The following is a 12,612-nucleotide window of genomic DNA, read 5'->3' as shown; positions in this document are numbered from 1 at the left end:
ATCTTTTCTTGTTGGCGGGGGTCATTCATCCCGCCATGTCGGCGCGCGCTTCTCGATGAAGGCGCCGATGCCTTCCTCGGCGTCGCGCGCCATCATGTTCTCGGTCATCACCTCTGCGGCACAGCGATAGGCGTCTGCAAGGCTCATCTCGGCCTGGCGGTAGAAGGCCTCCTTGCCGAGCTTGATCGTGTAGGCGGATTTTAACGCGACCTGTTGCGCGAGCTCGATCGCGGCGCCGAGTTCGGTGCCGGCGGGAACGACACGGTTAACGAGCCCGATCTCGCGGGCGCGGTCGGCCGTGACAGGCTCGCCCGTCAGCAGCATCTCCATGGCCTGCTTGCGCGGGACGTTGCGCGACAGCGCCACCATCGGGGTCGAGCAGAACAGGCCGATATCGACGCCGGGTGTGGCGAACTTCGCCTCGTGCGATGCGATCGCAAGATCGCAGCTGGCGACGAGCTGGCAGCCGGCGGCGGTCGCGATGCCCTGGACGGCCGCGACCACGGGCTTCGGCAGATGCATGACCGCCTGCATCATCGCGCTGCAGGCCGTCATGATCTGCGCAAAATAAGCCCGACCCCGATCCGGATCGGTGCGGCGCGCGGTCAGTTCCTTTATGTCGTGGCCGGCGGAAAAAGCGGGGCCGTTGGCCGCGATGACGGCCGCGCGGATGTGCTTGTCTTCCGCGATTGCGTTTAGGCTCGCATGCAGCTGTCCGATCATCGCCTCGGAAAGGCTGTTGCGCGCGGCTGGTCGGTTCAGCGTGAGCACGGCGACGCTGCCGACGATCTCGCGCAGCAGGATCGGCGGTTGCGGGGTGGGGGCGCGGGCGGCCTGAACGGACATTGACGCGACTTCCGCTAGATGATTGCAATTGGATGACACCGATAACTTAATGTAACAGGGCAGGCGAAGCGAGGGTGGGGACGGCATGGCGTTAGCGAAAATGAGCGTGGCGGAGCTCGAGCGGTTCCTCCGTGACGAGTTTCCCCAGGCCTTCAGCGGTGACGACATCACGATCGAGAGCGCGGACGGCCAGACCAGCCTCTTGCGCCAGCGCTACAGCGAACGGATGTTGCGGCCCGGCGGAACCGTGTCCGGGCCGACGCTGATGGCGCTCGCGGATTTCGCGATGTACGTGGTGCTGCTGTCCGCGATCGGGCCGATCGGGCTCGCCGTCACCACCAATCTCAACATCAACTTCCTGCGCAAGGGCCAGCCCGGGCAGGACGTGCTGGCCGAGGCCCGGCTGCTCAAGCTCGGCAAGCGCCTTGCGGTCGGGGAGGTGAACCTCTTGTCCGGGACCTCACCCGATCCGATCGCCCATGTCACCTCGACCTATTCCATTCCAAACGTTTGAGCTTTTTACAGGTAATATCGCACCATATTTTTAAGTTATTGGGTTTGCTTAGTTATTTTCGGCTCTGGGGCATTGACCGTTGCGCCGCTCTTCTCTAGAACCCCGCGCAGTCTGGTGCGGTGTTCGCGCCGATATCTCCCGTCCACGGAAACTCCGACATGAAAACCTTTTCGGCAAAGCCGGCTGAGGTGACGAAGAAGTGGGTGCTGATCGACGCCAAGGGTCTGGTCGTCGGCCGCCTCGCCACCATCGTCGCCATGCGCCTGCGCGGCAAGCACCTCCCGACCTACACCCCGCACGTCGATTGCGGCGACAACGTCATCATCATCAACGCGCAGCATGCGGTCCTCACCGGTCGCAAGCGCGAGCAGAAGACCTACTACAAGCACACCGGCTATGTCGGCCACGTCAAGGAGCGCACCGCGCGCCAGATCCTCGAAGGCCGTCATCCCGAGCGCGTGCTCGAGAAGGCCGTCGAGCGCATGATCCCGCGTGGTCCGCTCGGCCGCGTGCAGATGGGCAACCTCCGTGTCTACGGCGGCGCCGATCATCCGCACGAGGCGCAGCAGCCCGAGAAGATCGATATCGCCAAGTTGAACCGCAAGAACACGAGGGCCGCATAACATGGCCGAATCCATTCAGTCGCTCGACCAGCTCTCGCAGCTCAAGACGGCGGCCGCGCCCGAGGCGCCCAAGCACGAGAAGAAGGTCGACAAGTTCAACCGCGCTTACGCCACCGGCAAGCGCAAGGACGCGGTCGCCCGCGTCTGGATCAAGCCGGGCGCCGGCAAGGTCACCGTCAACTCGCGCGAGGTCGAGGTCTATTTCGCCCGTCCCGTGCTGCGCATGATGATCGAGCAGCCGTTCTCCGTGGCCCAGCGTTCGGGCCAGTACGACGTGATCTGCACCGTCGCCGGCGGCGGCCTGTCCGGCCAGGCCGGCGCGGTCCGTCACGGCATCTCCAAGGCGCTCACCTATTTCGAGCCGGAGCTGCGCTCCGTGCTCAAGAAGGGCGGCTTCCTCACCCGCGACTCGCGCGTGGTCGAGCGCAAGAAGTACGGCAAGGCCAAGGCCCGCCGGTCCTTCCAGTTCTCGAAGCGTTAATCGCTTTTGTCGCATTCGCCGCGAAAGCGGCTTCAATGAGATGCAAAAGGGCGCTGATTTCAGCGCCCTTTTTGTTGTTCGTTTGTATGCAAATTGATGGCGTGTTTCCCGAAAACTTAGGGACCGGCGAAAACCTGAATGGAACCCGCGAGACCTAGCGTCGCCTTCGGAAGGGCGCGCAAATCGGCTGGGCCGATCGCGTAACTGCTATGTTCTAGAGGGGGCCGACATGATGTCGCTCGATAGCATCACGCTCTATTTGGTCGCCACCATGGTCGCCGCACTGCTCGGCGCCATGATGGTATTTTTCGGCAAGCAGGAGAACAGCCCGGCGCTGAAATGGTGGGGCACCGCCTATCTGCTCGGTGCCGCCTCCGTCGCACTATGGACCGCGGCGGGCGACAGGCTGGGGCCGCACATTTACCTTGCATTGAACGCGGTCGGTTTCGTCGCCTGCGGCATGGTCTGGAACGCGGCGCGCGTCTTCCACGGCCGCAACCCGAACTGGCCGGGGCTCGTGCTCGGCGCGCTCGCCTGGGTCGCTGCTGCGACGCTGCTCGATCCCACGGCATCGATGCTGCGCATGCTCGTCGGTGCTGGCATCGTCTCGGTGTACGCGGCGCTGACTGCGAGCGAGCTCTGGACCGAACGGCGCAAGAGCGTGCAACGGCGCTGGCCCGCCTTCGTGATGCCGGTGATGCACGGCTGCGTGTTGATGCTGCCGATCCTGATCGGCAGCTTCCTGCGCCCGCATGATGCCGGCTTCTCCTCGAGCATCTGGGTCACCGTGTTCGCGGTCGAGCTCATTCTCTACGCCGTCGGTACCGTGTTCGTGATCTTCATGCTGGTGTCGGAACGCACCGTCACCGCGCACCGGACGGCGGCATCGACCGATCCCTTGACCGGCATGCTCAACCGGCGCGGCTTCTCGGAGGCCTGTGCGCGCGTGATCGAGCGCGAGGCCAAGGCCGGGCGGCCGGTGACCGTGATGATCTTCGACATCGACCATTTCAAATCGATCAACGACCGCTTCGGCCATCCCGCCGGCGACGAGATGCTGAAGCTGTTCTCCACCGTCGTGGTCAGCAATTTGCGCATCTCCGACCTGTCGGGCCGCATCGGCGGCGAGGAGTTCGCCGCGCTATTGCCATGCTCACTGGAGGAGGGCGTGCTGGTCGCCGAGCGCGTGCGCGAGGCGTTCGAGACCTCCGGCGTCGTGGTCGACGAAGGTCCGGTCGATACCACCGTCAGCATCGGCGTTGCCGGAGGTCCGGCCGGCACCGAGCTGGAGGTGCTGCTGGCCTCGGCGGACACCGCGCTCTACCAGGCCAAGCGCGGCGGCCGCAACCGCGTCGAGGCGGCCGAGGAGCTGCCGCTGTCGCTGGAGAACTGGCGCCGCCAGAGCGCGGCGCGGACCGGCGCATCGCAGGCGCGTCCGGTCACCGCGTGAGCATGCAGGGCGGGCTTGCGGTAAATCTCTGTTTACCATTCGATCCCTACCATCGTGGTCATGGAATCGATCCGTCGACGGAATCCGCAAGCCGCCCTGATGTCGCTCGAAGCCGAAGCTGCCTCGGCCCGCGGCGGTTTCGCCTGTCTGTTCTCCACTGCGGACGAATACGAGAGCGCGCTGATCACCGAGCGTCGTGCGCAAGGCCGCTACACGCAGCAACGCAGCTACTGGCCGTTCGTGTTGTTCGCGGGTTGTGCGCTGATCGTCGCGGGCACGGTCCTGCTGTTCGCCTGACAGGCCTGCATTTCCAGACCGGGCAGGGCGCCGCTTCAGCGCCTTTTTCTTTGTCGCCATCTGCGGTAGACACGGCCATCAACAAAAGGGTGGAAAGCCGATGATCACCGAGATCGCGCAAATCGACGTCAAGCCGGGCAGCGAGAAGGACTTTGAGGCGGCCGTTGCCAAGGCCAAGGCCGCTTTCGGCCGCTCCAAGGGCTTTCACGGCTTCGAGCTGCACAAGTCGATCGAGAAGCCGCAGCGTTACCGGCTGATGGTGAAATGGGCGACGCTGGAGAACCACACTGTGGACTTCCGCGGCTCGGAGAATTTCACGGAATGGCGCGGCCTGGTCGGCCAGTATTTTGCCGCGCCTCCCGAGGTCGAGCACACCGAGACCGTGCTGACGACCTGAGGCTTTATCTCGGGAGCATCATCTTATCGGAAAACCGCTCCACACTTTCCGCTAACGCGGTCCTCCGGGTCCGGATCATGCTCTAGGCCGCCTCCGCGAGAGGCGACGCCTCGTAGGTCTTGACATGGTCGATCATGACCTTGGCGATCGCGACCAGCGGGAGCGCCAGCGCCAGGCCCCAGATGCCGAACACGACGCCCAGCAGGATCTGGAACGCGAACAGCGTGGCCGGCGGGATGTCGAGTGCCTGGCGCTGCAGGATCGGAGTCAGCACGTAGCTTTCCATGGCGTGCACGCCCATGAACAGCAGAAATGCCGACAAAGCGGGGATCCAGCCGGAGGCGAGGCTCGCCAACACCACGATGACGCCGGCGATGATGGCTCCCACCGTGGGGATGAAGGCGAGCAGGCCCGCCTGGATTCCTAGGATGAACGCGCCGGGGATGCCGATGACGGCAAGTCCGATCCAGGTTACGACACCGACCGCGATCATGACGATGATCTGGGCGATCAGCCAGCGCTCGAGCGTTTCAGCGATACGGTCGATGACGATGGCGAAACGGGTACGGTGCCGCGCCGGTGCCAGGAACAGCAGGCCGTCATGATAGACGCTGGGCTGGGCGGCGAAGGCCAGGCCCAGGAACAGCACGATGAAGATGTTGCCGACGCCGTGAATGGTGCCGAGCAGCAGCTTGAGGGTCTGGCTCACGATCGCCCCGCCGCTGGAGGCGAGCGTGCCGGCACTGGGCAGCGGAGCGCGCGAAGGCGTTGCCGGCGCGGGCGTTGCCTCCGAGGAGGTGTTGGCGGCGGGGTCCGAGGCAGCGTTGCCGAGGTCGAAGAAGCTGGTGTCGATGCCGTGGCTCTCGAGCAGGGACCTGACATTGGTGATCTGCGACTTGATGGTCTTGCTCAGCAGCGAGGCCTGTTCGGCAATGGTGGCGCCGCCGAGATAGGCGACGCCCGCGAGCAGCAAAGCGAGCGCAACGCAGACGATTGCAAGCCGGATCGTGTGAGGCAGCTGGACCCGGCGGCCGAGCGCATTGACCAGAGCGTTGAGACCGAGGCCGAGCAGCATGCCGGTGAAGATCAGCAGCAGGGTGGCGGCAAAATACCAGGTGAAGGCGAGCAGCGCGGTGAACAGAACGACGCCGATGCCTCCGGCCGCGATCGCCCAGGCCTGATCCCGCGCGAGGTCGGCACGGGAGCGGGATCGTTCATCTGCGGGAAAGGTCACATCGTATCCTGTCTTTGGTGGCTGCAATGGGGCACTCTTTCGACAAACACGCTTCCGATCAAGAGCGGCAACGCGCCGGTTTGACGCTGCCGCGCGAACGGTGCAGAGCGGTGGCGAAAAGGAAGTGAGGGGCGCTTGGGCGTTATCAGCAAGTGGGCCGGTCTGCTCGGGCTGTTGGCTTTGCTCGTAGGCGGCGACCAGATCCGGATCAACCGGCCGGACCACAAATACCGCCTGACGGTCGAGGTGACGACGCCCGCCGGGATCAAGACCGGGTCGGCCATTCTCGCTGTCGTGCCCGATCGCAACTATAACCGCAGCGGCCGCACCACGACGCGCGGGGAGGCCGTGTTCGTCGATCTCGGCCAAGGCAAGAACATCGTGGTCTTGCTGGCGCACCAGCAGGGCGCCAAGCTCGACCTCGACGACATCAACTATGTGGCGCTCCGCGCCTATGGCGCCGCGCGCGGCAGCCGGGTGTCGTTCAAGGACATGAGCCGGCAGACCGGCATTGTCCCGGTGCAAGGAGAGCTCATCCCCGTGCTCGTGAGCTTTGGCGATCTCAGGGATCCCAACACCGCGCGCCTTGTCGCCAGCGACAAGGCAGAGGCAATCCTGGGCGAGGGCTATGCGATCCGCAGCTTCTCCGCCGAGGTGGTGCCCAACGGGTTCTGGCCGATCGACTTCGGAGGCGCGCTCGGGGAGCCCGTGACGCGCGGAATCGAGGCCAAGCTTCCCTGGCTGACCGCGCCGGGTGAGACAGCGGCAATCGCACTGAAGGCCGCGGGTCTGCCCGTGGAAGGCGGGTTGGACGCCCGGGAGGCATTTGCGCGAAAATAGCATTGCCGTCCCGCGATCCCCTCTGTTGAATTTGTTCCATCGGAGGGGCATCTTTGGGGGATCTTCTTATCGGGAGGCGCGGAACGACAGATGAGAAAGCCGGTCGTCGGCGTGATCGGGAATTCCTATCGCGTCGAGAATCGATTTCAGGTCCAGATGGTTGGCGAGCGAAACCTGCGCGCCGTGGCCGAAGTCTCCGGCGGCTTGCCGTTGATGTTCGCTGGAGCCCCCGACATCACGGATATCCCGGCGCTGCTCGATACCGTCGACGGCATCATCCTGACCGGGGCCCGGGCCAACGTTCACCCAACCCGCTTCAACGTCGATCCCTGCGAGAAGCACGAACCCTACGACATCCACCGCGACGAAGTTGCGCTGGCCCTGTCGGTCGCCTGCGTCGCCCGCGGCATTCCGCTGTTCGGCATTTGCCGCGGCCTGCAGGAGATGAACGTCGCCTTCGGCGGCTCGCTGCATCCCGAGATCCGCGAGATCCCCGGCCGCATGAACCACCGCATGCCCCGGCTCGAGAACGGCGAGATCCATCCCGATCCGACCGTGGTGTTCGCCGACCGCCACGACGTCGAGCTGACGCCCGGCGGCGCCTTCGCCACGATTCTCGGCTGCGAGAAGATCCGGGTCAATTCGCTGCACGGACAGGGCATTCTCGATCCCGGCAAGCGCGTGCTGATCGAAGGCATCGCCGAGGACGGCACCATCGAGGCGATCCGCATCGCGGAAGCCCCGAGCTTTGCCCTCGGCGTGCAATGGCACGCGGAGTACGACCCGCAGCACAATCCGATCAACCGCAAGCTGTTCGAGGCCTTTGGCGAGGCGCTGGTGACAAGGCAGAAGGCGGAGGCGTAGCCGCGGTCGTGTCCCGGACCAGCTGCAACGCGGAGCGTTGCGGCGCAGAGCCGGGAATCCAGCTTCTGCCACGTTGCGCACTCGGCTTGGACTGAGTAGGGCGGATTAGCCGAAGGCGTAATCCGCCATCTTTAGTTCATGGGGCAGCTGCAATGCCGAACTACCGCCGTGCATTTGTTCCAGGTGGCTGCTGGTTCTTCACGGTCAATCTTCATGATCGTAGGCAGCGGCTGCTCGTCGAGCACATCGCAGCGCTGCGCGCGGCCGTTGCAGCGACCCGTCGGGACTATTCGTTCACTATCGATGCGTTTGTCGTGCTTCCGGACCACCTTCATGCGGTCTGGACGCTTCCCCGCGGCGATGCCGACTTTTCGATGCGGTGGAGATTGATCAAAATGCGCTTCGCGAAGTCCCTGCCGAAGACAGAGCCTTTAACCGCTGTACAGATCGCAAGACGGGAGCGTGGCGTATGGCAGAACCGGTTCTGGGAGCACCTCATCCGCGACGAAACCCGACTATGCACGCCATATCGAGTATTGCTACATCAACCCAGTCAAGCACGGATATGTGACCCGCGTGTTGGATTGGCCGCATTCGTCATTTCACCGAGATGTCGAGGCCGGACTGTTTCCGGCGAATTGGGCAGGAGATAGCAACGCGGATGGTAACTTTGGCGAACGTGCGTGAGCGTCGCACGCAGTAGGCGGATTACGCCTTCGGCTAATCCGCCCTACGAGGACTGTTTATCCAAGGTGCATCCCGAATTTCCGACGGAGTAAACCAATCAGTAGGAATTGCTCCGTCCTGGTTTTTGCGGCTCTGATTTGTTCTTCGAGAACGAATTGGAGTCAGATGCAGAACGAAAGCTGATGGCCGCTCCGTGGCGCAAAATTTCTCTACCGTGTTGAATCGTAGATGCGCTCAGGCTGTGCCCAGCGAGAGCGCCGCGACCGGACTGCGTCCATCGGTCATGCCACCGGCATCAGCCTCACACCGCCCGCTCCATCCGTCGCGCACGATAGGATTGCGTGACATCAGTGTCAGCTTGCGGAAGCTGCTCTCATCCTCATAGCCGGCAGCGCGCGCGATCGTCTTGATTGGCTGCGTCGTCGATTCCAGCGGGGTGCGCGCGTGCTCGACACGGCTGCGCATGATGAAGGATTGCGGCGGCTCGTGCGTGAGTCCTGGAATTTTCGGTTCAACGTACGCTCGCCGAGGCCGAGCGCGTCGGCAATCCTGCATGGGCATTCCCATTGCGTTGCACAATCGCAATGTTGATCTCCACGCGCAGCATTGAGGTTCATGAGAACAATACCATATGCTCTGCAAGGGAGCCCGTGCCGTGCAGACCATGAAGGCGGCCCTCGTTGCGGCGATCACCGTCGTGGCTTTGAGCTGCTGCCTCCTTCCCAGCTCAGCGGAGGAGAGCAAGCGCGTAGCCCTTGTTGTTTCGATCGACGGGGCGATTGGCCCGGCGTCAGCCAGCTACGTGCGGGAGGCTTTGGCCGTGGCGAGCGAGCGGCGCGCCGAGGTCGTGCTTCTGAGGATGAACACGCCCGGCGGGCTCAATTCCAGCATGCGCGAGATCATCGCTGATGTGCTCGCCTCGCCCGTCCCTGTCATTGGCTACGTCGCTCCCTCCGGGGCCCACGCGGCGAGTGCGGGGACCTATATCCTTTACGCGACCCACATCGCGGCGATGGCACCAGGTACCAACATCGGTGCGGCGACGCCGGTCCAGATTGGCGGGCCGCTGCCGGGCCTGCCGAGCGGCACACCCGACAAGGATGGCAAAGACAAGAAGGATGGGCCGAAGGACGCGATGACGGCGAAGGCCACGAACGATGCCGTCGCCTTCATTCGAAGCCTCGCCGAGCTGCGCAACCGCAATGCGGAGTGGGCGGAGAGGGCGGTCCGCGAGGCCGCAACACTCTCCGCCAACGGCGCGCTGGAGGCACATGCCATCGATCTCGTCGCGCGCGATCAGGCTGAATTGCTGCGGCAGGTTGATGGCCGTGTGGTGGAGCTCGCAGGCGGCAGGACGCAACGCCTCGCAACAAAGGATGCTGTCGTTGAAGCCATCGAGCCCGGACGGATATCCCGGTTCCTGGCGGTCATCAGCAACCCGAACGTGGCGTTCATTCTCCTGATGGTCGGCATCTACGGCCTGATCTTCGAGTTCATGTCTCCCGGAGCCGTCGCCCCCGGAGTTATCGGCGCGATCTGCCTGCTGATCGGCCTCTACGCGCTCAATTTGCTGCCGATCAACTATGCCGGCCTCGCCCTGATGCTGGTGGGACTCGTGCTTCTCACCGTCGAAGCCTTCAACCCGACCGTGGTGGTCGGCTTCGGCGGGATCATCGCTTTCGTGCTGGGAGCAATGATGCTCTTCAGGAGCGAGGCGCCTGGATACCAACTGTCCTGGTGGGTGATCGGCACCACTGCGGTCGTGTTCAGCGGCTTTGCTCTGATCGTGCTCGGCTCGCTTCGGCGCGTCCGCAAAGCTCCTGCGCTGGTCGGCGCACAGGCCATGCGCGGTTTGCCCGCCGAGGTTCTCGACTGGAACGGGAACGAAGGTCATGTCTTCGCCCATGGTGAGCGCTGGCAGGCGCGCGGCGCCGAAACCTTCAAGCCCGGAGAGACGGTGGAGGTCGCCAATGTCGTCGACCTGACGCTGCTGATACGCCGCACACCCGCCCGGACAGGCGAGGGAGGTACATCATGACGCTGGAATATCTGACGTATGCGGCGCTTGCGCTGCTTGTCATCGTGTTTCTATCCCAGGCCATTCGAATCCTGCGCGAATACGAGCGCGGCGTCGTCTTCACGCTAGGCCGCTTTACCGGTGTGAAGGGCCCGGGCCTGATACTCCTCATCCCGATCGTGCAGCAACTCGTCAAGGTCGATCTGCGGGTGATGGTGCAGGTGGTGCCGCCGCAGGACGTGATTTCGCGGGACAACGTCTCCGTCAAGGTCAACGCCGTCCTGTACTTCCGCATCGTCGACCCCGAGCGCGCCATCATCAAGGTCGGCGACTACATGGCGGCGACCAGCCAGCTCGCCCAGACCACGTTGCGTTCGGTGCTCGGCAAGCATGAGCTCGACGAGATGCTTGCCGAGCGCGACAGGTTGAACGCCGATATCCAGGAGATTCTCGACAAGCAGACTGACGTCTGGGGCATCAAGGTCACCGGCATAGAGATCAAGGACGTCGATATCAACGAAACCATGGTTCGCGCGATCGCCAAACAGGCTGAGGCGGAGCGCTTGCGGCGAGCCAAGGTGATCAATGCGATGGGCGAGCAGCAGGCCGCCGAAAAGCTCGTCGAAGCCGGCCGGATCCTGGCGCAGGAGCCCCAGGCAATGCAGCTACGTTACTTCGCAGCTCTGCATGACATCGCCGGTGAACGCTCGTCGACCGTGGTGTTTCCGCTCCCCACCGGCCTGCTCGACCATTTGATGCCGCGACCAAACAACCCGTAACAGAAAGCGGCGAGGTGCTGATCGCGAGCGGGCGCCACGGCTCCGGCCGAGCTGCAGCGGGCGTTCACGGCGACGTGGTAGCGGTCGAGACCCCTCAAACGAAAAGGCGCCTCCTTCCGGAAGCGCCTTTTGCTTGTCGCGTATAGTTCGGACCGCTTAGCCCGAATAGTACATGTCGAACTCAACCGGGTGCGGGGTCATCTCGAAGCGCTCAACCTCGGTCATCTTCAGCTCGATATAGGCGTCGATGAAGTCGTCGTCGAACACGCCGCCGGCCTTGAGGAAGGCGCGGTCCTTGTCGAGGTTTTCGAGCGCCTCGCGAAGCGAGCCGCACACGGTCGGGATCTGCTTCAGCTCTTCCTTCGGCAAATCGTAGAGGTCCTTGTCCATCGCCGGACCCGGATCCATCTTGTTCTTGATGCCGTCGAGGCCGGCCATCAGCATCGCGGCGAAGCCGAGATAGGGATTGGCGAGCGGATCGGGGAAGCGCACCTCGACGCGCTTGGCCTTCGGCGAGGCGGTGTAGGGGATGCGGCACGACGCCGAGCGGTTGCGCGCGGAATAGGCGAGCAGCACCGGGGCCTCATAGCCCGGGACCAGACGCTTGTAGGAGTTGGTCGACGGGTTGGTGAAGGCGTTGATCGCCTTGGCGTGCTTGATGATGCCGCCGATATAGTGGAGGCAGGTCTCCGACAGGTCGGCGTATTTGTTGCCGGCAAACACCGGCTTGCCGTCCTTCCAGATCGACTGGTGCACGTGCATGCCCGAGCCGTTGTCGCCGTAGACCGGCTTCGGCATGAAGGTGGCGGTCTTGCCGTAGATGTGCGCGACCTGGTGGATGCAGTATTTGTAGATCTGGATGTGGTCGGCCATCAGCGTCAGCGTGTCGAACTTCATGCCGAGCTCGTGCTGGGCGGAAGCGACCTCGTGGTGATGCTTCTCGACCTTGACGCCCATCTTGGCCATGGCGCCCAGCATCTCCGAGCGCATGTCCTGCACCGAGTCCTGCGGCGGCACCGGGAAATAGCCGCCCTTGGTGCGGACGCGGTGGCCGAGATTGCCGCCTTCATATTCGGTGTCGGAGTTGGTCGGCAGCTCCGAGGAGTCGAGGCGGAAACCGGTGTTGTAGGGGGTGGAGGAGAAGCGCACGTCGTCGAACACGAAGAACTCGGCTTCGGGGCCGACGAACACGGCGTCGCCCACGCCCATCGACTTCACCATCGCCTCGGCCTTCTTGGCGATGCCGCGGGGGTCGCGGTTATAGGGCTCGCCGGTGGTCGGCTCGAGCACGTCGCAGGTGATGACCATGGTGGTCTCGGCGAAGAACGGGTCGATCGTCGCGGTCACCGGATCGGGCATCAGGCACATGTCGGACTCGTTGATCGCCTTCCAGCCGGCAATCGAGGAGCCGTCGAACATCGTCCCTTCGGCGAAGATGTCTTCATCGATCATGCTGACGTCGAACGTGACGTGCTGCCACTTGCCGCGCGGATCGGTGAAGCGCAGGTCGACGTACTTCACGTCGTTGTCCTTGATCGATTTCAGGACGTCTTTGGCGGTCTTCATGCATACCCCTTATGGCT

General features: G+C 63.7%; 14 protein-coding genes and 1 pseudogene. 11 read left to right on the top strand and 4 right to left on the bottom strand.

Going from position 1 to position 12,612, the window contains the following annotated elements; translation table 11 throughout:
• Positions 1-21: 21 nt before the first annotated feature.
• Positions 22-846 carry an enoyl-CoA hydratase gene (locus GA0061099_RS20210; RefSeq protein WP_036025402.1) on the bottom strand — a complete coding sequence of 275 codons (825 nt, stop codon included), beginning with the start codon at positions 844-846 and terminating at the stop codon, positions 22-24.
• A gap of 85 nt (positions 847-931) precedes the next feature.
• Between GA0061099_RS20210 and GA0061099_RS20205 the strand changes: the two genes are divergently transcribed.
• From GA0061099_RS20205 to GA0061099_RS20180, 6 genes are all read left to right on the top strand, one after another.
• A complete protein-coding gene (locus tag GA0061099_RS20205; protein WP_024341189.1) occupies positions 932-1,360 on the top strand; it encodes a PaaI family thioesterase in 429 nt (142 codons plus the stop codon).
• A 158-nt stretch (positions 1,361-1,518) separates the two neighbouring features.
• Positions 1,519-1,983: a 50S ribosomal protein L13 gene (rplM, locus tag GA0061099_RS20200; RefSeq protein ID WP_018642440.1), complete on the top strand. Its 465-nt coding sequence runs from the start codon at positions 1,519-1,521 to the stop codon at positions 1,981-1,983.
• Position 1,984: 1 nt separating this feature from the next.
• Positions 1,985-2,464 carry a 30S ribosomal protein S9 gene (gene rpsI / locus GA0061099_RS20195; RefSeq protein ID WP_018642439.1) on the top strand — a complete coding sequence of 160 codons (480 nt, stop codon included), beginning with the start codon at positions 1,985-1,987 and terminating at the stop codon, positions 2,462-2,464.
• Positions 2,465-2,693: 229 nt separating this feature from the next.
• Positions 2,694-3,914, top strand: a complete 1,221-nt coding sequence (locus GA0061099_RS20190; RefSeq protein ID WP_036025401.1) for a GGDEF domain-containing protein — start codon at positions 2,694-2,696, stop codon at positions 3,912-3,914.
• A 60-nt stretch (positions 3,915-3,974) separates the two neighbouring features.
• Positions 3,975-4,211, top strand: coding sequence for a hypothetical protein (locus GA0061099_RS20185; protein WP_036010312.1), 237 nt, complete (start codon positions 3,975-3,977; stop codon positions 4,209-4,211).
• Positions 4,212-4,311: 100 nt separating this feature from the next.
• Positions 4,312-4,608 carry an antibiotic biosynthesis monooxygenase family protein gene (locus GA0061099_RS20180; RefSeq protein WP_025036647.1) on the top strand — a complete coding sequence of 99 codons (297 nt, stop codon included), beginning with the start codon at positions 4,312-4,314 and terminating at the stop codon, positions 4,606-4,608.
• Positions 4,609-4,690: 82 nt separating this feature from the next.
• On the opposite strand, the gene GA0061099_RS20175 is transcribed toward GA0061099_RS20180, so the two are convergent.
• Entirely contained in the window at positions 4,691-5,842 is a 1,152-nt protein-coding gene (locus GA0061099_RS20175) for an AI-2E family transporter (RefSeq protein WP_036010309.1), read from the bottom strand.
• Positions 5,843-5,977: 135 nt separating this feature from the next.
• On the opposite strand from GA0061099_RS20175, the gene GA0061099_RS20170 reads away from it, so the two are divergent.
• The 3 genes and pseudogenes from GA0061099_RS20170 (at position 5,978) to GA0061099_RS20160 (ending at position 8,233) form a co-directional block, all read left to right on the top strand.
• Positions 5,978-6,682, top strand: a complete 705-nt coding sequence (locus tag GA0061099_RS20170; protein WP_036025397.1) for a hypothetical protein — start codon at positions 5,978-5,980, stop codon at positions 6,680-6,682.
• 90 nt (positions 6,683-6,772) lie between these two features.
• Complete coding sequence (locus GA0061099_RS20165) at positions 6,773-7,546, top strand: gamma-glutamyl-gamma-aminobutyrate hydrolase family protein (RefSeq protein WP_036025392.1); 774 nt, start codon at positions 6,773-6,775, stop codon at positions 7,544-7,546.
• A 152-nt stretch (positions 7,547-7,698) separates the two neighbouring features.
• Positions 7,699-8,233, top strand: a pseudogene (locus GA0061099_RS20160) (REP-associated tyrosine transposase).
• A gap of 234 nt (positions 8,234-8,467) precedes the next feature.
• Here the strand turns inward: GA0061099_RS20160 and GA0061099_RS20155 are convergent.
• Positions 8,468-8,698 carry a hypothetical protein gene (locus GA0061099_RS20155; RefSeq protein ID WP_036025386.1) on the bottom strand — a complete coding sequence of 77 codons (231 nt, stop codon included), beginning with the start codon at positions 8,696-8,698 and terminating at the stop codon, positions 8,468-8,470.
• Between the two features lie 190 nt (positions 8,699-8,888).
• Between GA0061099_RS20155 and GA0061099_RS20150 the strand changes: the two genes are divergently transcribed.
• Together GA0061099_RS20150 and GA0061099_RS20145 are read left to right on the top strand one after the other, a co-directional pair.
• A complete protein-coding gene (locus GA0061099_RS20150) occupies positions 8,889-10,271 on the top strand; it encodes an NfeD family protein (RefSeq protein ID WP_036025441.1) in 1,383 nt (460 codons plus the stop codon).
• Positions 10,268-11,029, top strand: a complete 762-nt coding sequence (locus GA0061099_RS20145) for a slipin family protein (RefSeq protein WP_036025384.1) — start codon at positions 10,268-10,270, stop codon at positions 11,027-11,029. Before GA0061099_RS20150 ends, GA0061099_RS20145 begins: the two co-directional genes overlap by 4 nt.
• Before the next feature lie 156 nt (positions 11,030-11,185).
• On the opposite strand, the gene glnA is transcribed toward GA0061099_RS20145, so the two are convergent.
• Complete coding sequence (gene glnA / locus GA0061099_RS20140; protein WP_036010292.1) at positions 11,186-12,595, bottom strand: type I glutamate--ammonia ligase; 1,410 nt, start codon at positions 12,593-12,595, stop codon at positions 11,186-11,188.
• Positions 12,596-12,612 lie beyond the last annotated feature (17 nt).

Origin of the sequence: Bradyrhizobium yuanmingense (assembly GCF_900094575.1) — a bacterium.
GTDB lineage: Bacteria > Pseudomonadota > Alphaproteobacteria > Rhizobiales > Xanthobacteraceae > Bradyrhizobium > Bradyrhizobium yuanmingense.
Note: the sequence above shows the minus strand (reverse complement) of the source record. Positions and strands in the feature narration are given on the sequence as shown.

What these genes read in the sequence shown, in the direction of transcription:
- GA0061099_RS20210 (WP_036025402.1), bottom strand. Translation starts at nt 846, where the DNA reads ATGTCCGTTCAGGCCGCCCGCGCCCCCACCCCGCAACCGCCGATCCTG.
- GA0061099_RS20205 (WP_024341189.1), top strand. Translation starts at nt 932, where the DNA reads ATGGCGTTAGCGAAAATGAGCGTGGCGGAGCTCGAGCGGTTCCTCCGT.
- rplM (WP_018642440.1), top strand. Translation starts at nt 1,519, where the DNA reads ATGAAAACCTTTTCGGCAAAGCCGGCTGAGGTGACGAAGAAGTGGGTG.
- rpsI (WP_018642439.1), top strand. Translation starts at nt 1,985, where the DNA reads ATGGCCGAATCCATTCAGTCGCTCGACCAGCTCTCGCAGCTCAAGACG.
- GA0061099_RS20190 (WP_036025401.1), top strand. Translation starts at nt 2,694, where the DNA reads ATGATGTCGCTCGATAGCATCACGCTCTATTTGGTCGCCACCATGGTC.
- GA0061099_RS20185 (WP_036010312.1), top strand. Translation starts at nt 3,975, where the DNA reads ATGGAATCGATCCGTCGACGGAATCCGCAAGCCGCCCTGATGTCGCTC.
- GA0061099_RS20180 (WP_025036647.1), top strand. Translation starts at nt 4,312, where the DNA reads ATGATCACCGAGATCGCGCAAATCGACGTCAAGCCGGGCAGCGAGAAG.
- GA0061099_RS20165 (WP_036025392.1), top strand. Translation starts at nt 6,773, where the DNA reads ATGAGAAAGCCGGTCGTCGGCGTGATCGGGAATTCCTATCGCGTCGAG.
- GA0061099_RS20155 (WP_036025386.1), bottom strand. Translation starts at nt 8,698, where the DNA reads ATGCGCAGCCGTGTCGAGCACGCGCGCACCCCGCTGGAATCGACGACG.
- GA0061099_RS20145 (WP_036025384.1), top strand. Translation starts at nt 10,268, where the DNA reads ATGACGCTGGAATATCTGACGTATGCGGCGCTTGCGCTGCTTGTCATC.
- glnA (WP_036010292.1), bottom strand. Translation starts at nt 12,595, where the DNA reads ATGAAGACCGCCAAAGACGTCCTGAAATCGATCAAGGACAACGACGTG.